The sequence below is a fragment of the Streptococcus sp. 11-4097 genome (genome assembly GCF_018215285.2).
Taxonomy (GTDB): domain Bacteria; phylum Bacillota; class Bacilli; order Lactobacillales; family Streptococcaceae; genus Streptococcus.
This window is the reverse complement of sequence record NZ_CP185262.1, coordinates 604,591-625,641: the sequence shown is the minus strand read 5'-3', so window position 1 is coordinate 625,641 and position 21,051 is coordinate 604,591. Positions and strand designations below refer to the sequence as shown.

Genomic DNA, 21,051 nt, shown 5'->3' with positions numbered 1-21,051 from the left:
TTGCAGCCTTTCTTTATTTTCTGGCTTGATAGCGACTAGTCAGGATGAAAATCACGGTAAAGACCAACATCATGACACCATAAACAGGTAATGTTTGTCCTGTTAAGGTTGAAATTTCAAGCAGTTTTTGAATTCTTGGGAAGAGAGCTGTGGCTAGGAATCCTCCTACTGACCAAACAATCAAGAGGACACGCCATAGGGTAAATGGCATGCAGGCTCTAAATACAGATAAGAAACCAATTGACCCCAAGAGATAATAGAGTAGAGTTGAAATTTCTAACTCAGACCAACCTTGGCTACTTCCAAATATTTTCACAAAAAGAACACTGAACACAACCATGAGAGCACTTGGTAGAGCACGAAGCATGGATCTTCTGAGGAAGTTTGGCTCAACAGGTTTGATATTTCGCTCAAAAGTCAGAACGAATGGTGGGAACCCTTCCACGAACTGGTCAATCATGGTAATCTGGATCGGAATGAAGGGGAAAATCAAGATCCACTCAGACCGACCTAGTAAAGCACTGGCGATACAGATAACTGCGAGCAAGAATGAGTAGATGGTCTTTATCAAGAAAATCGGTGCAATGTGGGCAATATTATTAACCACACGACGACCTTCAAAAAGAATCTCAGGAACATCATTAAAGTCAGAGTTCAAGAGAACCAGATTGGCAATCTGACGAGTCGCTGGATCTCCCTCAGCCATCACGATAGAACAATCCGCCTCACGAAGGGCCAGGATATCATTAACTCCATCCCCTGTCATAGCTGTTGTATGCCCCGCTTTTTTCAGTGTTTGGATGATGAGTTTCTTTTGATGAGGGGAAACACGTCCGAAAATAGCTGTCTCCTCAGCCATAGCAATCAATTCCTCATCCGTAATTTTTGAGCAATCTACATAACTGTCATAGTCTGCAAAACCAGCCTTCTGGGCAATGCTGGATACCGTAACTGGATTGTCCCCAGAAATGATTTTGAGTCCCACTTCTTGAGAACGAAGATAGTCCAGCGTCTCAGCTGCTCCTTCTCGTATCGGGTCCAAGATTTCTAGCAAGGCTAGAGCCTGAATATCAGATGGTTTCTGTGGTTTGTGATGGTCTAATTTCTCCTGACTGAGAGCTAAGACCAAGACACGTGACCCTCTCTCCAAGGCCTCCCTGGCTTCTGGGGCTTCAGAGTCCAGCAACATCTCAGGCGCACCTAAGAAAACTGTCCCCAAACCTTCCAATTCCATAGCTCCCCACTTGCGGTCGCTGGAGAAGGGAAGATTAGAGAGCATAGGATAAGTAACTTCTCCCACAAAACGCTTTCGAATAGCTTGAGCTGTGGGATTTTTATCCTCACTGTGAGCCATGTAGCTGGCCAAAATGCTGGCAATAGTCTCTTCACCATAAGTTGCCGTCAGTGGAAGAACAGCCTCCACCTGCATCTTTCCTTGGGTGATGGTGCCCGTCTTGTCCAAACAGAGCATATCCACGCGTGCCAAGGTCTCAACAGAGTACATCTCCTGCACCAAGACCTTTTTCAAGCCCAACTTAATCACCGCAGTCAAAAGCGAAGTAATGGTCAAAAGGGCAATTCCCTTAGGTAACATCCCCAGAAGGGCTGTCGACGAATTTACAACGGACGACTTAAGAGGCAAGCCTTTTAAAAGCAAGGCTTCTAGTAAGAGAGCCAGACCAAAAGGAATGATAATCTTCCCAGTAAAACCAGCTAGCCTGTCCAACGATTTCATGATACGAGAGTTGATTGGTTTAACGGTCTTGGCTTCCAGCATGAGTTTGGCAGCATAGTTGTCTGCACCGACATGGTGAACTTGAGCTAAAACTGACCCACTGGCTAGGAAACTTCCTGACAAAAGCAAGGCATCCACTTCCTTTTGCACCAAATCACTTTCCCCCGTCAACATGGCTTCATTGACTTCCGCAAAGCCTTCCAAAACCAAGGCATCACTGGGAATCTGCTCTCCTGCAGACAAACGAATGACGTCTCCTAGCACCAATTCTTCAGGATTGAGGGCAACTTCCTGTCCATCACGAATGGTTTTGACCTTTTCCTTGGTCATGAGATTGAGCTTATCTACCATGTGTTTAGCCCGCAGCTCGGTCACAATACCAGAAAAGGCGTTAAAGCAGATAACAGCAAAGAAGACCAGATTGCTCCAAGCCTGCACAAAGGCTAGTGCCAAAGCAATAGCAAAGTTCAAAGCATTAAAAAGAGTAAAGACATTTCGTTTAACGATTTGCCAAGTGCTGGTACTAGCCGATGCGGTAAAATCATTGACCAAGCCCTTAGCCTGTCTTTCCTTGACTTCTATTTGGGTTAATCCCATAATCTTATTTTTATCCATAAATTATATCATATCATTTTTTCTAAAAGAATTCTAATCTCATCCCAAATATGCACCTAGTCAAGGGAAAAAGTTTGCCAGCCCTCCTTTGATAAGGTATAATATTAACAAGAAAAGAATCGAAGGAGATCGCATGTTTTATACTTATTTACGTGGATTGGTTGTATTGCTACTATGGTCCATCAATGGCAATGCCCACTACCATAATACCGATAAAATTCCTAATCAAGATGAAAATTATATCCTGGTTGCGCCTCACCGCACCTGGTGGGATCCAGTTTATATGGCCTTTGCGACTAAGCCAAAACAGTTCATCTTTATGGCCAAAAAAGAACTCTTTACTAACCGTATTTTTGGTTGGTGGATTCGTATGTGTGGTGCCTTTCCTATCGACCGTGAAAATCCTAGCGCCTCTGCCATCAAATATCCTATCAATGTTCTCAAAAAAAGTGACCGCTCTCTCATCATGTTTCCAAGTGGAAGCCGACACTCAAACGATGTCAAGGGTGGCGTAGCTCTGATTGCCAAAATGGCCAAGGTTCGTATCATGCCAGTTACCTACACAGGTCCCATGACTTTGAAGGGCTTGGTTAGCCGTGAACGTGTCGACATGAACTTTGGAAATCCAATCGATATTTCAGACATCAAGAAAATGAATGATGAAGGAATCGAAATGGTTGCAGACCGTATCCAAACAGAATTCCAACGTCTGGACCAAGAAACTAAACAATGGCACAACGATAAAAAACCGAACCCACTCTGGTGGTTTATCCGCATCCCTGCCCTCATCCTTGCCATTATCCTTGCTATCTTAACCATCATCTTTAGCTTTATCGCAAGCTTCGTCTGGAATCCAGATAAGAAAAGAGAGGCTCTTGGTTAAAAAATACAACAATCCCTTGGCAAAAGCCAAGGGATAAATTTTTTATTCGATTTTCCATTTTTGGGCCAACCAGCTGGAAAAAACTAGAAATCGCTCAGCTACTTGTTCATGGTGTCCATAAGGATCAAAGACAAACTGACCGTTCGGATAGCGTTTCTGAAGACTGGTATGGATTTGCTCAGCATAGACTGGTGCTTGAGCTAAGCGATTAGTATGGTGTGCTCCTTCTGTTTGACCATTCTGTAAATACAGCAAACAATCCAAATTTTTCACATTCTCATCCTTGCAGTAAGTCACAAAATCAGGATACCAAAAGGAACCGCAGATCGAAAAGACACAGGAAACCTTGTCAAAGCTGAAAAGACTGTAGACTGCCACCAAACCACCTAGTGAATAACCTCCATAAGCAAGGCGAGTTTCGTCCAGGCGATAAAGCGACTGCAACTTGTCTAAAAGATCTCCGAACAAATGATCATGATAGACATTGGCCTGACCGCCAAAATCTGGAGCTCCATCTCTCATAGCCGATGTCGCCCAGGGAGTGTAGTCGTCTAAGCGATTTTTAGAGGTCAAGCCTACTAAAATCACAGATTCGGATAGGGACGATAGGAAATCCAAGTTTCCATCATTCAATAAAATAGCCGGATAGGTTTGATTGGGGTCGTAGCTAGAGGGAAGGCTGATTTTAACTTGAATTCCTTCCCAATCAAACTCATTATTTATTGATAAAGTCATTGATTTTCTCAAGGGAATCAATCACTGCTGGACCATAATCCATCAATTCATCGTAAGAGATGGTCATGATTTTTTGATTCTTAATAGCAGGAACGCCTTCCAAAACAGCATTTGCCTTCATCAACTCTACTGCTTTTTCATCCAATTTTTTATTGCGATCGCTGGTTACATAGATAATCAATTCAGGATCCATTGACACGAGGTTTTCCAAGGTCAAGCCTGATGTCCCCGTAGCAACGTTTGTATAACCAAGTTGGTTCAGCAAACTTTCTTGCAAAGCAGACTTGTAGGCACCGAAGGTTTCATCATTATAAGCAACCATAATCAAAGCCTTTTTCTTTTCACCTTGGCTTGCTGGATTTGCTTTCTTAACAGCGTCAATTTTAGTTTGTAATTGGGCTGCGTATTCATTGGCCTTGTCCTGAACATTAAAAATCATTCCAAGATTTTTGACATCTTCTACGATATTCCCCAAATCTTGCTGAATTGTTGAGAGAGAAGCTTTTTGTGTATAAACTGGGATTTTGTTTTCATTCCAAGTGCTAACTGTCCCCAAAGATTTTTCAGAAAACATCATGTTTCGACCCATCACCGCGTCTGGCTCATAAGAAAGGACTGTCTCTTGTGAGACTGTTTTTTTATCCCCAATTTGAGGAATAGTCGCAATCGCGTCCTTGTATTTGTCCGTCACAGCATTGTCTGGATTGAGCATGCCAACAATTTTATCCTTCAACCCCAACTCCAATAAGATTTCAGTGGTTGAAAGATTGTTGGTGATCACTTTTTCAGGTACCTTGTCAAAAACTTGTTCGACTTCATTTCCTTTAGCATCATAGGTTTTAACCGTTAGTGGATAAGTCGTCTCTGCGCTTGCCTTTTGACTTGTTTCGGCGCTAGACTGCGTGGAAGCTTTTTCTGTAGTATTACCACACGCTGCCATGGTTAAGGTAGCTACTGTTACCAGTAAAATGCTTAGTGTTTTTTTCATCTTGTTTTCCTTTTCATTCTTATAAATAGTGAATCATGGCTTGCTGGTCCTCGGTCCAAGTCACCTGACTTTGAACTCCGTATACAGTTTGCAATGACTCAGGGGTGATGGTCTCCTTTGGAGTCCCTTGGTAAAGGATTTCTCCCTCTTTCATCAGATAGAGATAATCCGAATAGCGACAAGCAAGTTGAATATCATGTAGGACAGCTAGAACATTGACCTTGAGATTTTTCACAATGGCTAACAAGTCTAGCTGATACCTGATATCCAGGTGATTGGTTGGTTCGTCCAAGAGCAAGAGAGTCGGTTCCTGCGCCAAGGCGCGGGCTAGTAAGACTCGCTGTTTCTCTCCCCCTGACAGAGACGAATAGAGACGAGTTTTCTTCTCGAGCATATCCACCTTAACGAGGGCATCTTGAACGAGCGCATAATCCCTTTCCCTTTCCTTCTGTAAAAAAGAGAGATGGGGCGTTCTTCCCAGCAAGACGATTTCCTCAACTGTACAATCAAACTGCAGTTGGTTAAACTGGGTCACAACTGCCATTTGCTTGGCTGTTTCTTTGAGCGTCCATTGTTCCAGAGGCTTTCCATCTAGGCTTATCAAACCTTTGTCCGCCTTTTCCTGACGATAGAGGAGTTTAAGTAGACTGGTTTTCCCGCTTCCATTTGGTCCTAATATCGTGTGAAATTGATGCCCTTCAACCTTAAGAGAGACTCCTTTGAGGATTTTTTTCTCTCCTAGTCCAAAATGGATATCTTGACAAATCAAGTCCATATCAGACCCTCACCTCCCTTCTCCTACCTCCAACAATGTAGATGAAGAAGGGAGCACCTACCAAGGCTGTGAAAATACCAATAGGCAACTCAGCATTTGGAATAATGACACGAGAGAGTACATCTGCCCAGACGACAAAGAGGGCACCCAGTATGGTCGCAACAGGAAAAAGCCTCCTGTAATTTGTTCCTACTAATCCTCGTGCTAAGTGAGGAGTAATCAGACCGACAAATCCAATAATCCCACAGGTTGCCACTAAGACTGCTGTCAGCACAGCCACCATTGTCACATAAAGATACCAATAAAAGCGTAAGGGAATCCCCAAAGTTAAAGCAGCCTCATCTCCCATCATCATCGCATTAAAAACACGATACTGAGTAGAAAAAAATAGAAAGGCCATTCCCACTACTATAGTTGGCAGAACTAAGTCAGACCAGGTAGTCCCTGCAAGCGAACCCATTGTCCAAAACTTAATGGTCATCACACTGTCAGCATTAGCACCAACTGATATAATAAAGTTTGAAAAAGCCAGAAAGAGAGCGTTGACCACCGTTCCTGATAAGATCAGACTGGAAGTCGTCATCCGTCCCTGCATAGAGGCAATGATAAGGACAGCAATTGTTGCCAAAATAGCTCCAAGAAAAGCTCCAAGGCTAATCATCACTTTTAAACCAAGAATGATGCTCAAGGTTGCCCCTAGAGTTGCACCCGCAGATATTCCTAAGACATAAGGCTCTGCGATGGGATTGTTCACTGTAGACTGCATCACGCTACCACACATAGAAAGACCAGCCCCAACTATCAAGCCTAACAATACTCGGGGGAATCTCATGTTCCATACAATGGCAAGAGTAGACTTGGAAACCTCTCCTATCTCAAGAGGAAATCCCAACCTGCTCAAAATAATCCGATAGGTATCGCTTAGATGAATCGCAACGGATCCCATTGAAGCAGCTAAAAAGAGGGAAATTCCTAAAACACCTAGTAAAATACCTAAAAGCAATACAAATTTCAGGTCCTGTTGGCTTCCAGAAAATTTGGAAAGCATGCAAACCTCCTTTGATAGAATATTAAAAATTTAGAAAATTCTCATGAAAAGTATACCATATTTTTAACTATGGAACAAGCTGAGAAAAATGAGTATAGTTGGTCTTACAGTGCTAATAATTTATACTTGAGTATATCGAGGTAAGAGGACAACATAAAAAGCCCTCTGAAGTCAGAGAGCTAATTTGAGCTCGGGCAAAAATCCTAGTGAAACAAAAAAATCTACACGATCAGAAAAGTCTCTATCGTGCCATTTTCATACATGATGTATAGTCCAAGTACAATGAATACTAAGGGCACAATGATTCGCTCGTATTTTTCAATTGTCTCGAATATTAACGGAATAGAGGATAACACCCGACTAATCTCGCATAAGATAATTATGCCGATTACAAACACAAGCAACGCCACGAGGGTCTGTGACCAATCTAACGAAGCAAAATAAGGTATATAGATACCTAAATTATCTCCGCCAGACGCAATTGTCAGCAATGTAACTGTCCAAAACAGTTGATTTGCCTTGCTTTGTTCTAATCTTTCAATAATTTCTTCCTCTTCTTCCTCTTCTTCCTCACCTTCTCCAACAATTGCAAAGCGAATCCCTAAATAGATAGGGATTAAACCAAGCAATCCAACCATCCATTCTTCAGGCACGAAATTAACGACATAAGCAGCAACTAAACTCGCCCCTACAAGTAAGCCTGTGCCTAGATATTGCCCCGCATAAATATGCCATTTTTGTTTATTCTGTGATAGCTGTGCAAATAAAATAATTAAAATAATTAAATAATCGATACTGGTGGAAATATAAACACCAATAGCAGATATGATTGTCTGTCCCATAAAAAACTCCTGTATTAGTCAGTAATAAATCAGCAGATTTTAGGAGAACACAGACACATTAATTTAGCTATCGCTAGTGGGTAATGTCGAACGTAGGAAAGCATTTTACTCCTCCTCAAAATGTAGTTACAAAGTAATTTCTAACTGAAATTCAGTGACTACTTCCATGTAAAGTATAACATACTATACTTTACTTCGTAAAGTGTGGGCTCTCCGAGGGAGCTTGCAGACAGCTACTCGGCTTTTCAAGCCGAGTAGCTGCGCACCTTTATGGTGTAATTAGCTGATACCATTTGAGGTTTTTGTAGTCTCCAAAATTGTGACCGATAAAATCTCAATAAAAAAGCTACCCAATTTAGAGTAGCTTCATTATCAAGATATGCTCAATTGAACACGGCCTAAGCACTTGGCAAAAAAGATAAAATTTCCTAGAAACTGAAGTTTCTTCGTCAATTTTCCTATTTTTGCTTTGTGCTTTTGACGGCCTTTGTATCTTGTTAATTAAACACGGCCTAAGCAAGCAGATAAAAACAAAAAGCCCTCTGAAGTCAGAGAGCTGATTTGAGCCCGGGCTAAAATCCTAGTGAAAAAGATGAAACTCCTTGTGTTCATCGAACACGGTGTCGTTTCCCTATTTTCATACGGATTTCTTACGCCCTTAGCATCATGATTAGCGACGAAGTCCTAGAGAGTTGATCAACTCACGGTAACGGTTAACGTCGTTTTTACGCAAGTATGCAAGCAAGTTACGACGGCGACCGATTTTCTTCATCAATCCACGGTAAGTAGCGTGGTCTTTTTTGTGTTGTTTGATGTGTTCGTTAAGGTGGTTGATTTCCCAAGTAAGGACAGCAACTTGAACCTCTACTGAACCTGTATCACCTTCGTGACGTGCATATTGTGCGATGATTTCATTTTTTTTCTCTTTTGAGATTGCCATGATGTTTCTCCTTTTTATTTGGCTTCATCCGAGTGACAGGTTGGCATGCCTGTAACCAAGAAGAAGTTATTTGTCTTTACGACAGTTCTTATTCTACCAAGAAGCAGGGACTTTGTCAACTGATTTACTTTTTAAAAACTTGACCTACTCTACTGATTTCAGGGCTTCAAGCATATCCACCTTTCTCAAGTAGTGATTGACAAAGAGACCCAGTAAGGCTAAGATCACAGTCACTGCGACGATTGGAAGAGCATAGACTTCCCAGCTGACCCGTGGATAAAAAAGTATGGTGGCAGGTGAGATCATTTGAATCAAAAATTGATGTAAATAGTAGCCGGCTACCAAACCGAGAACAATCCCCACAAAGGACAGCACCATGGTTTCGCGGTAGATATAGAGGGTCACTTCTTTATTATGGAAACCGAGAACCTTGATGGTCGAAAGTTCACGGATACGTTCTGCCACATTAATATTGGTGAGATTGTAAAGAATGACAATGGCTAGCAAGACGGAAACAAGGATAAGGATTGCCATGGTTTTATTGAGAGAATTGGCTACAGATTCAAAGAGGTGGATAGCTGTTGCATTTTGGACCACCCCAGAAACAGCAGTTTTTTTCATAAAGGCCGCAGCTTCTTTCTCCGTATTGGATGGTGTTGGCTCTTTTAATTTTACTAGGTAGGTATTGTCTTGTGTACTGGTACCATAGACTTGTTCATAAGTTTCTCGGTTGAGATAAACAAAGTGTCCAACATAGTTTTCAGAAATAGCCGCGACCCTGATTTCTTTTCCATCAAGCTCCAGCTTATCTCCAACCGTAACACCTGCTAGTTGAGCTAGTTTTTGACTCACGACGGCTCCATCTTTGATCTGCACCTCTTGGCCATTTTCCTCTAATGCGATAAAGGGTTTGAAATTTTCTCGGCTTGTAACCATTATGGTGATAGTCTGAAGTCCTGTTTTTCCTTTGAAATCTTTTTCAATGGATTTAGAGTAGATTTTTTGGTAAGCATGGATAGGCTCAGCTTGTAAGGCACTTTCTAGGTCTACTTTTTCTTTCTCCGCTACACTGCTCTTTTCCGCTACAATCATCTGGTATTGCTGGATTTGTTCAAATTGACGATCGACAACTCCTCCCACAGAAGACTGAATGCCAAGACCTGCAAATAGGAGAGCAACCGAACCCGCAACTCCAAAAATGGTCATCAACATCCGTTGCTTATAACGGAAAATATTTCGCGCCGTAACCTTATGAGTGAAGCTCAAACGACTCCAAATAAAACTCAGGCGTTCCAGCAAAATCTTTGATCCTTTAACGGGAGGTTTGGGCAGCAAAAGTTGGGCTGCTTCATCGTGCAATTCCCTCCGTGCCACTAGATAAGCTGGCAAGACACTGGATACCCAACTTAAGGCCAGGGCCAGAAGGCTATAAGACCAGTAGAAATACTCCTGACTTTTCCCAACGACCATTCCAGCTGTTATAACATCCGAAATCACGCCTGCAAGGAGATAATGTCCTAGAAACGTTCCTAAAACAGTTCCTACAGTTCCTGCAAGAAAACCATAGAGGACAAACTTGGCAACAATATCTTTATTCTGGTAACCTAGAGCCTTGAAAATACCAGCATTGGTACGCTCTTCATCCACAAAGCGAGTCATAGTTGTAAAGGTTACCATTGCAGCAACCATAAAAAGCACCACTGGAAAGATATTCCCGACAGAACGAATACTTGCTGAAGCGTTACTGTACATGAGATATCCTTGACCACCTGGCATGGTTTGGCGGTTGTATACATGGTAAGTAGGCTCTGCCAGTTCATCAAGCTCTTTCTGGTGTTGTTCAAGCTTCTCTTTTTCCTTGGCTAGATTACTCTCTGTCTGAGCCATTTTTTCTTTTTCTGTAGCCAATTCTTCCTTAGCTTTTGTCAATTGCTCCTTGACTTGACTCTTTTGAGGCTCAGGCAAAGCGGTCACTTGTTCTTCTTGAGTTTTCAATCGACCTTCAGCCTGTTCTAACTGACTCTTGCCTTTTTGAAGGTTACTTTCAGCTGTTTGGAGTTGCTCTTTTCCATCTTCCAAGCTCTTTTGCCCATTTACTTTGATACTTGCCAATCTTTTTTGACCATTATCGGCAAGCAAGCTTTGTAAGTCTTCCTGGTGTTGATCTCGTTTGCTTCTATAGTCTGATGAAAAAGCATCCAAATTTTTTAAATCATCATAGCGCACACGCGCAATACTATACACTTCTGTATCAAACTGACTGACTACAATCACTCCATAGCCAGCCAAGCTTCCATTTCCACTACTAGCCCCTCCCAAGTCTTCTTGAGAAAGTATCTCACCCGACTGAACAAATCCAGTAATGGTGAAAGATTGGGATTTTATGACGGTCTTCCCTTCTTCTTTCTTGCTAAAGGTGATAGTCTGCCCAATCTGATAGCGGTCTTTCCAGAAATCTGCCAAGGAAATTTCCTCATCAGCTTCTGGCAGTCGCCCTTCTGTCACTTGAAAAGTTGAAATTCCCTCTGGCTTAGAATACAGTCGAACCGCTTCTTCACTATTTTCAACGGTTAGGTCTGCCATATAGCCAAACTCAACACTTGCTCCTTGAAGGGTCTTTAGTTCGTCTCGATCCTCTTTATCCAAGCCATAATCAGCTATCACTGCCAGATCCAAGGTATTTGCTTTACGAAGATAATCCTCAGCCGTACGTTCCATATTGGGGCTAGTCACTTTGAGACCTACTAGGGCTAAAGACCCCAGCATCATCAAGGTCAAGATGGATAAAAAGCGTCCCTTGGAAGCAGTCACCGACTGGAGCAAGTCTTTTCGGTATGTTTTTTTCATGCTAATACTCCAATGTATCGATAGCCTGTGGATTCTCATTGATTGTTACTCTCATAACAGTGGCATCACGCATATGAATCACGCGATCAGCAATGGGCGTCAAAGCTCCATTGTGAGTCACGACGATCACCGTCGCTCCCTTTTGACGAGACATGTCTTGGAGAATCTTCAAGACTTGCTTGCCCGTCTGATAATCCAAGGCGCCTGTCGGTTCATCACAAAGGAGAATTTTAGGATTTTTAGCTACCGCGCGTGCAATGGAGACTCGCTGTTGCTCCCCTCCAGAAAGCTGGGCTGGAAAGTTATTGAGCCTATGAGTCAGACCTACGTCTTTGAGCACTTGCTCTGGATCCAAGGCATCTGTCACGATTTCTGAGGCCAACTCCACATTTTCCTTGGCTGTCAGATTGGATACCAGATTGTAAAATTGAAAAACAAAACCTACATCTTCACGACGATAGTTTGTTCGTTGGTGCGAACTATAGTTGGCAATATTGGCACCATCGATCCAAATCTCCCCCTCATCATTGGTATCCATACCTCCTAGGAGATTGAGAACGGTTGATTTTCCAGCACCAGATGCACCTAGAATGATAACCAATTCACCCTTTTCAATCTCAAAATTCACATCGCGATTAGCCACAATCTCCGTATCCCCAACCTGATAACGCTTGTAACAGTGTTTCATCTCAATATAAGCCATCATCAACCTCACTTTCTTTAACTACTTCTTAATATCATTATAACGCTTTTTCGAAGAGTTGGATACTAGAATAAAAAGAAAAGCCTAGGTATTCCTAGGCTTTCTTTTTACACATTATTTTCCAAGGTAGTATTCAGAAACTACGTTCAATTTTTCGTCGAATTCGAATACCAATGGTGAGAAGTTAGGGATTTCCACGTCCATGATTTCGTCATCTGACAAACCTTTGATGTGTTTTACAAGGGCACGGATTGAGTTACCGTGAGCTCCTACGAATACGTTTTTACCATCTTTAAGAGCTGGAGCGATTTTATCTTCCCAGAATGGAAGGGCACGTTCCAAAGTCACTTTCAAGTTTTCAGCATCTGGAATAACTGAATCGTCAAGTGAAGCGTAACGACGGTCTGTGTAAGCTGAGTGCTCATCATCACGCTCCATACATCAAATTTCATTTCAGATTCTAGATTAATTTACTGTCTAACCCCAGAAAGCATCTTCTACTGCTTGATCTGATGAAAAGAGCCAAACTTCCTTGATTTTTCCATCTTCTATGCGGAAAAGATCAATACCGTTCATGTTGAGTTCCTCACCATCTGGGCGAGTTCCGACAAAGGTCACACTGGCTGCTACAAGGTCAGTATTATCAGATACCCAGTTAGTCAATACTTTAAAGGTACCGTTTGTTTTTTCTGAAAATTGAGCTAAGTGGACTCCAAGAGCTTCTTTTCCAACCACTGTACCAGAAGTACTATTCTGACCTGGCTGGTGCCAGATGATATCATCTGCCATAGTCTCAAAAACAGCTGGAAAATTACCTGTTATAAGACCATTGTTATACGCGTTAAAAATTTCTAAATTTACTGACATGAGTTACTCCTCGTTTCTTTTATTTATGATATAATTTTATCATCTACTAACAAAAAAACAAGTAGGCACTTTATTATTATTTAGTATCAAATAAGATACTATTATTGACAAATAAGAGAATATTTTTTAAAAAAATTTGGAGGAATAATGGTAACTAAAGTCAGTGAATTTGGAATTTGCCCTTTTGCCACAACACAGCGTGTACTAACAGGTAAGTGGGCTCTAGTCATCATCTATCAACTCAGTACGGGAACTAAGCGGTTTAATGAACTACAACGGCTGATTCCTGGCATTACCCAAACCATTCTAACACGACACCTCAGACAGCTCGAAAAGGATAAAATCGTGGAGCGTAAGGTCTATGCTGAAGTTCCTCCACGGGTCGAATACAGTCTAACTGAAATGGGGAGAAAATTTCAAGATGTCCTAGATGCCATTGAAAGCTGGGGACTGGAGTATATCGAAATTCTAAACTGATTATCTCCTCTATTCGTCTCACCTTATAAAGTGAGACAAATAGAGAGACACTTCACAAAAAAAAGGCGGAATAAATCCTGCCTTTTATCATTTATAATTATTTTCCAAGGTAGTATTCAGAAACTACGTTCAATTTTTCGTCGAATTCGAATACCAATGGTGGGAAGTTAGGGATTTCCACGTCCATGATTTCGTCATCTGACAAACCTTTGATGTGTTTTACAAGGGCACGGATTGAGTTACCGTGAGCTCCTACGAATACGTTTTTACCATCTTTAAGAGCTGGAGCGATTTTGTCTTCCCAGAATGGAAGGGCACGTTCCAAAGTCACTTTCAAGTTTTCAGCATCTGGAATAACTGAGTCGTCAAGTGAAGCGTAACGACGGTCTGTGTGAGCTGAGTGCTCATCATCACGGTCCATGTTTGGAGGCAATACATCGTATGAACGACGCCAGATGTGAACTTGCTCATCACCAAATTGTTCAGCAGCTTCAGCTTTGTTTTTACCAGTCAAACCACCGTAGTGACGTTCGTTCAAACGCCATGATTTTTCAACTGGAACCCACAATTGGTCAGAAGCTTCAAGAGCCAAGTTAGTTGTTTTGATAGCACGTTTCAATACTGAAGTGTAAGCTTGGTCAAATTCGATACCAGCTTCTTTGATCAATTTACCAGCGTCAATCGCTTGTTGTGTACCTTTTTCAGACAAATCAACATCAGCCCAACCAGTGAAAAGGTTAGCTTTGTTCCATTCAGACTCACCGTGGCGAGCAAAAACCAATTTTACCATTAGATGGATTCTCCTTTAAATTTTCCGAGGTTTCCCCTCGTTTATCTATTCTATTTTACACAATTTTTCACAAAAAAGCTAGTTAAAATCGACAAGTTCTGACAGTCAGGAAGTAAAGTCCTCTCATCCTGATTAGGAACTTCTATAATTCATTACTGTTTATTTGCAAAAATAGAGGTTCTAAAATCATTTGTTTGGTCTAGGTAGGCTTTAAAGACTGCTCTCTTAAGTTTATGGACAGCACTGTCAGTTTCTGGGTTATAGTCACTCCAACGCGTACCTTCTGCATCCTTGAGAACAGCTTGGTCCATGAGTTCTTGCAATTCTTTTACTCTTTGAATGGTTTTGGTAGCATTGCTCATCCATGATTGCGTCGGATCTTTAAAAGTAACTTTATTCAAATGATCAAACTGAGCAACGCGCTCTTGATACATAGCTTTTTTGAAGGCTGCCCAAGATGAATACTGATTACCAAATAGCTTTTCTAAAACAAGCTTATCTGTCACTAATCCTTGCTTTTTACCGTAGAGGTTGATTGTCTGACCATTTTGTTTAGCAATTTCTTCATATTGGTTGGAAATATATGGGACCATACCATCTTTAAATCCTTTAGCAGCTAAGAGTTCATAAGCTATCCGGCGCCCCATAAGATCTCCAGGAGTTCCTTTCTCACTGCTCAATGCTGAAAAGATTGGTGCAAAGAGTTTAATCGTAAAATAGCCATTTCTCTCATATGTGCCAGCTTGATACTCACGAGCCGAAAGAATATTATTGTCAATCAAACTATCAAAGCTGGTCAATTTTTTAGCTTCATCTTCAGTCAAATTTTTCACAACATTAGTAGCATAAACATTATTTCCATCAGCAGGATCTGTTAGATAGTGGTTCTCGATTTTTCTGAGAGCTTCCATTTTCTGGGAAATATTCAGTTTCTTAACAATAGATTGCCCTTCAAGATATTCCAACAGATAGATGAGGTCAAACATATTATGAGCGTATTTCTGGAGATCGGATGCATCTTTGAATCGTTCCGTCGGATCTAAGACTTGTAGACGGGATCCTTCTAAGCTATCTGATTTTGAATGTTTCAAGATTGAGTTAATGGTAATGGTCGCATCATTTGGATGATCTGGAGCTTGTAATAAACCTTTAGCAAAGAACTCAGGACCAAGACCACTTCTTCGACCATAACCACCAAGATAGATATCCTGATCGGAATCATGGGTCATTTCATGGGTATACGTTATAGCGCCATCCTTATCCAACATACGGTAAGACATATAGTAGACACCATCTCCTGTTGCGTATGCACCGTGATGATTATGAACTACCTTGTTACCAACTGGTCCAAAGAAATGTTGCATTGCAGGATTTGAATTCTCAAAGTCTGCGATTGTTGAAGCCTTTCCTTCAGTATGATCATCACCAAATTTATAGGCATCATAAAGCAGGATCGTACGATAGAGTTTTTCACGTGACTGTTTATCCAAAATACGATACCAATAATCATAGTGATCTCGCTGACGCTTGGCTGTTTCACGCGCATTCTCTTCAACAAACTTATTGAGTTCATCTCCAGCCTTATAGTCGCTGTTGCGGTAGCGATCGTAAGCTCCAAATCCTAGGCTAGACAAGGTTGAGATGACAAATACAGATCTTTCTGGCAAGGTAAGGAGAGGCAAGACCATATTGCGGTATTTCCAAGTACTACTAGTAATTCGGTCATAAACACCGATAGAGTACTTAGTCCCTGCTTGCTCTTGCTTGGCTTTGACCTCTGCAATAGTGGATTTTTCTTCGACGATGAAAGCTTTGGTCTGTTTTTTAAACCAGTCATTGTTGCTAGTGTTTGGTAAAAAGACTTTTCGGTAATTTTCTAGCGTGCTAAACAAATCTGTCGTTCCATGATGACTGGCAAGACTGATACCATAAGTATCAACGTTGTTCTTAGCAAGCAGATTATTAAATCCTGATTTCCCTAACTCAATCAAAGTATCTATCGGAGATGCATTTCCTTTGCCAAAGAAATTAAGGTGATACAAGACCAAGTCTTTAATATTAACCTGACCATAGCTAAAGTTATACCAACGCTCTAAGTAGCTCATACCAAGAAGTAAGGCTTCCTTGTTGCGCTTGATTTTATCTACGATGTAACCTGTCATTACTTGATTGTTTTCCACTAGACCAGCATCCGCTGACAAAAGTTTTCTCAGACTGTCTTCTAGATGCTCCTTCGTTTTAGCAAACTGCTCTTCTAGATAGAGCTCGGTTTGCTTCACTTTGGGTGAGATACCGAGTGTGTTTCTGATCTCATCTGAGTGATAATCTACCTTCTTCAATTCTGGTAAGACTTGCTGGATAATCGTTTCTTGATTATACAAGAATTGGTTTGGCGTATAGAGAAGCCCCGTATCTCCTAGACTATATTCTGCTAACTTAGCAAAATCAGTCTGGTACTTGAGCTGGAATGTTTCAGAGGAATGATCCTGGTAATGGAGCAAGAGTTTGTTTGCAGTCTGTTTGTTGGAAACAATATCTGTGATGACTTGGTCATCCTTCATCATGACTGCAGACAAGAGTGCTTTTTTATATAAAAGACTGTTCTCATTGACCAGGTTTCCGTATTTGACGACGGTTGCCTTGTTGTAGAAAGGTAGCAATTTTTCTATATTTTTATAAGCCAAGGCGCGCTGAGCTTGATAATGCTTCACCTTAGAAAAATCACTTTCTTTACTACCACTTGTTGAAAGGGGCTCCACTGTTGGAGGGGTGAGAGGAGTGATTTCTGCTTTTTTATTAGTCACTTCAGAAGCATCTAAAATTGTTCCTCTTTCCACAAATGATTCCTTGCTGACGACTTCTTCCCTGACCAAGGTGACATTGTAGACTCTATTAGCTTTGTTGCTGAATGTATTAGCCACCTTCATTTCATTATAGTGGTAACCGGTAATAGCATTCCCGTTGGTTACATTGACATCACTTAGTACATTGGTCAATCTTCCTGCATGCTGTTCCTCATTCGTCTTTCGATCCCACAAATATCCAGCCACACCCGCAACTCTACCAAAGTGCTTGACATTGTTGATATCACCTTCAGCATAGCTATCCTGTATATGCGCATCTTGGTCTACTAGACCTGCTAGCCCACCAACAGTCTGATCTGAACTATTCGTATTGGATGAAATGGCTACTGTCGCTTTTGACTTAGTCAGTGAAGCTCTTCCTCCTGTCAAATGACCGACCAGACCACCAATATTGTATGCAGCAGTCGTTTCGTAGGTATTAACAATTCTTCCCTTAAAACTGCTCTCTGTGATGCTTGATTGGTCTGCCTTAGCCAACAAACCACCGATACCACGTTCCCCAGCCAGAACACCATCGACATGAACTTGCTTAATCTTTGTGTTATCCGTAGCTTCATTTGCCAGTGAACCGATATCATCTTTACCTGAAATAGAGACATTTTTTAGGCTCAACTTTTCTACTGTGGCCCCTCTCAAGCTTTCAAAAAGAGGCTTTTTCAAGTTGTAAATAGCATACCGCTTACCATCTTTTTCACCAATCAACTGACCAGTAAAGGTGCCTTTGATGTAAGATCTGTCATCAGGTCCCAACTCCACTTCGTTGGCATTCAAGCTAGCCGCTAAATGATAGGTTCCAGAGAGATTCTTGTTGATAGCTTTAACCAGGTTGCTAAAGGAAGTGAAGGTTGTTGTTTCTTCTGTAGCCTTTTTTGCGAGATAGAAGGTGAAATTATCGACATATTTATTTTCTAGCTCTTGCTGGAGTTTCTCAGCTTTGGCTATGATTTTATAAACGGATTGTCCATTTTTTATTTCTGCAGTTATTGAAGCGACAGGTAGATAGACATCTTTGAATGACGACGATTTTACCTTAACAAAGTAAGTGTCTATATTACTTGGAACACTGTCTAAAGAAACATGTTGTTTGTAAGTACCATTGGTCTGACTATACAACTCCAGATCAGAAACATTTCTTAATTCAAGTGTTTTTTCTGGATCTTTTTCTTTTAGTTTTTCAGACGGATTTTCTGGTTTTTCTTGCTCAATATTGCCAGTATATTCTGGAAGAGGGGCAATTTGTTCGGGTTCAACAATCGCTCCGGATTGGGTACCTGTATAAGATGGTTTCGATGGTACCTGTTCTGGTTCGACTATTGCTCCAGATTGAATGCCAGTATATTCTGGTTTTTCATTTGTCTCAGGGGCTACAACAGCTCCCGATTGCTCACCTTTATATTCTGGCAAGGAAGGCTGAGTCTCCGGTTCGACGATGGCACCAGATTGAATTCCTGTATATTCTGGTTTTTCATTTGTCTCAGGGGCAACTATTGCTCCAGATTGCTCACCTTTATATTCTGGAAGGGAAGGCTGAGTCTCCGGTTCGACGATGGCACCAGATTGAGTTCCCTTATACTCTGGTTGTGGAGCTACTTGCTCTGGTTCGACTATTGCTCCAGATTGCTCACCTTTATATTCTGGTAAGGAAGCATGGGTCTCTGGCTCACCTTTTCTTGCAGACTGGGGTGCTTCACTCGGAGCAACTGCCTTCTTAGTCCCTTTCTCTACTATACGTGGCAAGGATTTTTCTACCTTGGTCGAGAGGATCTCACGAGTAATTTCTTGGTTTTCAACAGTAAAAATACGAACAACCTCAACCTTCTTCCCAACATGACCTTCTTGTTTGACACGAATTGTTCCCTCTGCTAGTTCGGGATTCTCTTGAACCACTTCAGCAAAGTCTAGCTTGGTTTCAATCTCTTGATCTTTGTATAAGAGCTCTGGTTTATTTAAACGACCAGCCAAGACTTCGTCATGAGGATCCACACTAGCAATACCAGACGGCTTTTGATTGGGTGAATCTTTAGAAGGGATTGGCTTGTCAGCAGGGCTTGTTGGAGACGGATTTTTCCGCTCATCTCTTACATTTTGCCCACCTTCATTGGACTGGAAATGAGGGTGAACCGTATCGTCTAGTTTCTGATCTCTAGCAACAGTTTCTAACTGATTAATTTTCTTGTCTTGCTTAATATAGCCTAGATAGGTATAACCTGACAGGACTCTTGGCAGAGGCAGACTATCTCCTTGGGATAATTGATATTCTTGATTGTATTGTAGCAAAAGCTGATTTTCAATAGCCTGAACCGAAGAGACCAAACCGCTCCCCACGCCTGTTATCAAAACAACCTTCAACAATGCTTTCTTATTGCCTTTCTTTCTCGAAACAGCAAAAATGAGGAGTCCAATCGAAGCGAGGGCTCCACCAGTAAGGACGGTAACCAGATTATTGTGCTCACCGGTATTAGGCAACTGACCTAGTTGGGCTTTCTCATCCATACGGTAGACTAGATAATAGGTACTCTCACTATCTTCAGCAATATTAGGAAAATCCTTTACAATCAAGTCCTTCTCATGACTACTCAGTTCTGTATCCGTCACGTATTTGTAGTGAACAGATACATTTTCTTGAGCAAATACGGTCCCACCGCTAGCAATAGACACAAAAAATAAACTAGAAATTGAAGCAGACACAAGACCAATCGCTAACTTTCGTAAGGAAAAACGATGCTGCTTCTCTCCAAAAAACTTTTTCATTCTATATCCTCTCTATTATTTTATCCCTTTCAAAATAGAAGAAGCATTTTGCTTCCTCACTATGATAAACTTACAAGAAACAAAAATACTTCTATATATATTTTGATATATTTAATCTACAACCATCATTATACTATAAAAAGAGTTCCTTGTCTCAAATAAATGCTTTAGATTTTACGAATGAAATAGCTTATTTATCCTGTAAGATTTTCCGTCAATTGGTAACAAAAAAATAAGGCTAACCGTCTTCATACTGTAATAAGTATTTCTAACAAATAGTCAATTCGTCCCATCTCAATTCGAAAGATATGATTCTTCAATTTCAAATTTTTTCAAAATTTCAAAGTATAGGAATTGCCAATAATTGTCATAATTTCTCCTATCTAGTCCACGAATGGGATTAATCCAACAGAACTACCTACGATAAACAATACAGACAGTGCAGGAGTCACACGCTCATCGCCCTTGAAATACACAATAGCCACAATTCTTAAAACTAAAATAGTAACTTTCATCAATCATGAAATCATTGAAAAATCGTCAACGCTCTTCAATTACCCTATTCTAACTCCAAATCAGAAGCGACCAATAATCTCATCAAACTTATCAAACGAAATTCCTTTGGTTTTCGAAACTTTGAAAACTTCAAAAAACGATTTTTATCGCTCTGAACATCAAAAAAGAAAGGACGAAATTTGTCCTTTCTCTATCTTAGCTTTTCTTTAATCCACTACTGCTGACAAAAAACCAATTTTAGAGTTTCTCCATTTACTCTACTTGACAAAAACTCTATTTATAGTTCAACTTTAAATTTTTTGAGGCTTCCTAAAAATAATGAAGCACCAACAATAATGACGATTCCCCCTATCCATCCTAAGAATGGAACCAATGCAAGTGCAGAGCCAACAATTAATAAGACTGAGGGTGCAATAGAAATTCTATTATCATCTTTATAGTATATTAGTGAGAGAATACCTAGAATTAAAATTCCAATTTTTACTAAACTAAAAATAATAAAAATAATTCCTAAGATGACACCAACAACTTCTTCATCATCAAATATAGAGGCAATCATAATTATAATAATTGGCAAAATGGTTAGGATAGTTCCTGTAACTAAACCAATGATACCATCTAATTGAGCAAGTGTTTTCTTTTTCATCAATATTTCCTTTTCATTAAAAATTAATA

The 21,051-nt window shown here is 40.8% G+C and carries 15 protein-coding genes and 2 pseudogenes; 3 read left to right on the top strand and 14 right to left on the bottom strand.

What is annotated here, in order from left to right; genetic code table 11:
* Positions 1 to 13: 13 nt before the first annotated feature.
* Positions 14 to 2,350 carry a cation-translocating P-type ATPase gene (locus KB197_RS03310; protein WP_064275969.1) on the bottom strand — a complete coding sequence of 779 codons (2,337 nt, stop codon included), beginning with the start codon at positions 2,348 to 2,350 and terminating at the stop codon, positions 14 to 16.
* Positions 2,351 to 2,483: 133 nt separating this feature from the next.
* Here KB197_RS03310 and KB197_RS03305 point away from each other — a divergent pair, with 133 nt between their 5' ends.
* Positions 2,484 to 3,233, top strand: coding sequence for a lysophospholipid acyltransferase family protein (locus tag KB197_RS03305; RefSeq protein WP_064275970.1), 750 nt, complete (start codon positions 2,484 to 2,486; stop codon positions 3,231 to 3,233).
* Between the two features lie 42 nt (positions 3,234 to 3,275).
* Here KB197_RS03305 and KB197_RS03300 read toward each other — a convergent pair whose 3' ends face one another.
* From KB197_RS03300 to KB197_RS03255, 10 genes and pseudogenes are all read right to left on the bottom strand, one after another.
* Positions 3,276 to 3,968 (bottom strand): alpha/beta hydrolase-fold protein, encoded by a 693-nt coding sequence (locus tag KB197_RS03300; protein ID WP_064275971.1) that lies wholly within the window; start codon positions 3,966 to 3,968, stop codon positions 3,276 to 3,278.
* The gene (locus KB197_RS03295) at positions 3,949 to 4,956 is read right to left on the bottom strand and encodes an ABC transporter substrate-binding protein (RefSeq protein ID WP_064275972.1); all 1,008 of its coding nucleotides are present in this window, start codon (positions 4,954 to 4,956) and stop codon (positions 3,949 to 3,951) included. Before KB197_RS03295 ends, KB197_RS03300 begins: the two co-directional genes overlap by 20 nt.
* A gap of 19 nt (positions 4,957 to 4,975) precedes the next feature.
* Entirely contained in the window at positions 4,976 to 5,731 is a 756-nt protein-coding gene (locus KB197_RS03290; RefSeq protein WP_004255647.1) for an ABC transporter ATP-binding protein, read from the bottom strand.
* 1 nt (position 5,732) lies between these two features.
* Positions 5,733 to 6,779 (bottom strand): FecCD family ABC transporter permease, encoded by a 1,047-nt coding sequence (locus KB197_RS03285; protein ID WP_064275973.1) that lies wholly within the window; start codon positions 6,777 to 6,779, stop codon positions 5,733 to 5,735.
* Positions 6,780 to 7,000: 221 nt separating this feature from the next.
* A complete protein-coding gene (locus tag KB197_RS03280; RefSeq protein ID WP_212573438.1) occupies positions 7,001 to 7,621 on the bottom strand; it encodes a CadD family cadmium resistance transporter in 621 nt (206 codons plus the stop codon).
* 670 nt (positions 7,622 to 8,291) lie between these two features.
* Entirely contained in the window at positions 8,292 to 8,561 is a 270-nt protein-coding gene (gene rpsO / locus KB197_RS03275; protein WP_001018251.1) for a 30S ribosomal protein S15, read from the bottom strand.
* A gap of 144 nt (positions 8,562 to 8,705) precedes the next feature.
* Positions 8,706 to 11,414, bottom strand: coding sequence for an ABC transporter permease (locus KB197_RS03270; RefSeq protein ID WP_212573475.1), 2,709 nt, complete (start codon positions 11,412 to 11,414; stop codon positions 8,706 to 8,708).
* Positions 11,410 to 12,111: an ABC transporter ATP-binding protein gene (locus KB197_RS03265; protein ID WP_064276029.1), complete on the bottom strand. Its 702-nt coding sequence runs from the start codon at positions 12,109 to 12,111 to the stop codon at positions 11,410 to 11,412. Before KB197_RS03265 ends, KB197_RS03270 begins: the two co-directional genes overlap by 5 nt.
* A 114-nt stretch (positions 12,112 to 12,225) precedes the next feature.
* Positions 12,226 to 12,549 (bottom strand): annotated as a pseudogene (locus KB197_RS03260) (2,3-bisphosphoglycerate-dependent phosphoglycerate mutase); the annotation flags it as partial.
* 39 nt (positions 12,550 to 12,588) lie between these two features.
* Complete coding sequence (locus tag KB197_RS03255; protein ID WP_004262393.1) at positions 12,589 to 12,978, bottom strand: nuclear transport factor 2 family protein; 390 nt, start codon at positions 12,976 to 12,978, stop codon at positions 12,589 to 12,591.
* A gap of 147 nt (positions 12,979 to 13,125) precedes the next feature.
* Here KB197_RS03255 and KB197_RS03250 point away from each other — a divergent pair, with 147 nt between their 5' ends.
* Positions 13,126 to 13,455 (top strand): winged helix-turn-helix transcriptional regulator, encoded by a 330-nt coding sequence (locus KB197_RS03250; protein ID WP_004262396.1) that lies wholly within the window; start codon positions 13,126 to 13,128, stop codon positions 13,453 to 13,455.
* A 97-nt stretch (positions 13,456 to 13,552) separates the two neighbouring features.
* Here KB197_RS03250 and KB197_RS03245 read toward each other — a convergent pair whose 3' ends face one another.
* Positions 13,553 to 14,245: a phosphoglycerate mutase gene (locus KB197_RS03245; RefSeq protein WP_000240129.1), complete on the bottom strand. Its 693-nt coding sequence runs from the start codon at positions 14,243 to 14,245 to the stop codon at positions 13,553 to 13,555.
* A gap of 152 nt (positions 14,246 to 14,397) precedes the next feature.
* Positions 14,398 to 19,860 carry a ZmpA/ZmpB/ZmpC family metallo-endopeptidase gene (locus tag KB197_RS03240; RefSeq protein ID WP_212573439.1) on the bottom strand — a complete coding sequence of 1,821 codons (5,463 nt, stop codon included), beginning with the start codon at positions 19,858 to 19,860 and terminating at the stop codon, positions 14,398 to 14,400.
* A gap of 533 nt (positions 19,861 to 20,393) precedes the next feature.
* On the opposite strand from KB197_RS03240, the pseudogene KB197_RS03235 reads away from it, so the two are divergent.
* Positions 20,394 to 20,575 (top strand): annotated as a pseudogene (locus KB197_RS03235) (transposase); the annotation flags it as partial.
* A gap of 78 nt (positions 20,576 to 20,653) precedes the next feature.
* On the opposite strand, the gene KB197_RS03230 reads toward KB197_RS03235, so the two are convergent.
* Complete coding sequence (locus tag KB197_RS03230) at positions 20,654 to 21,022, bottom strand: hypothetical protein (protein WP_004263686.1); 369 nt, start codon at positions 21,020 to 21,022, stop codon at positions 20,654 to 20,656.
* Between the last annotated feature and the right edge of the window lie 29 nt (positions 21,023 to 21,051).

Coding starts and splice junctions, on each gene's coding strand:
- KB197_RS03310 (WP_064275969.1), bottom strand. CDS start 2,350: ATGGATAAAAATAAGATTATGGGATTAACCCAAATAGAAGTCAAGGAA.
- KB197_RS03305 (WP_064275970.1), top strand. CDS start 2,484: ATGTTTTATACTTATTTACGTGGATTGGTTGTATTGCTACTATGGTCC.
- KB197_RS03300 (WP_064275971.1), bottom strand. CDS start 3,968: ATGACTTTATCAATAAATAATGAGTTTGATTGGGAAGGAATTCAAGTT.
- KB197_RS03295 (WP_064275972.1), bottom strand. CDS start 4,956: ATGAAAAAAACACTAAGCATTTTACTGGTAACAGTAGCTACCTTAACC.
- KB197_RS03290 (WP_004255647.1), bottom strand. CDS start 5,731: ATGGACTTGATTTGTCAAGATATCCATTTTGGACTAGGAGAGAAAAAA.
- KB197_RS03285 (WP_064275973.1), bottom strand. CDS start 6,779: ATGCTTTCCAAATTTTCTGGAAGCCAACAGGACCTGAAATTTGTATTG.
- KB197_RS03280 (WP_212573438.1), bottom strand. CDS start 7,621: ATGGGACAGACAATCATATCTGCTATTGGTGTTTATATTTCCACCAGT.
- rpsO (WP_001018251.1), bottom strand. CDS start 8,561: ATGGCAATCTCAAAAGAGAAAAAAAATGAAATCATCGCACAATATGCA.
- KB197_RS03265 (WP_064276029.1), bottom strand. CDS start 12,111: ATGGCTTATATTGAGATGAAACACTGTTACAAGCGTTATCAGGTTGGG.
- KB197_RS03255 (WP_004262393.1), bottom strand. CDS start 12,978: ATGTCAGTAAATTTAGAAATTTTTAACGCGTATAACAATGGTCTTATA.
- KB197_RS03250 (WP_004262396.1), top strand. CDS start 13,126: ATGGTAACTAAAGTCAGTGAATTTGGAATTTGCCCTTTTGCCACAACA.
- KB197_RS03245 (WP_000240129.1), bottom strand. CDS start 14,245: ATGGTAAAATTGGTTTTTGCTCGCCACGGTGAGTCTGAATGGAACAAA.
- KB197_RS03240 (WP_212573439.1), bottom strand. CDS start 19,860: ATGAAAAAGTTTTTTGGAGAGAAGCAGCATCGTTTTTCCTTACGAAAG.
- KB197_RS03230 (WP_004263686.1), bottom strand. CDS start 21,022: ATGAAAAAGAAAACACTTGCTCAATTAGATGGTATCATTGGTTTAGTT.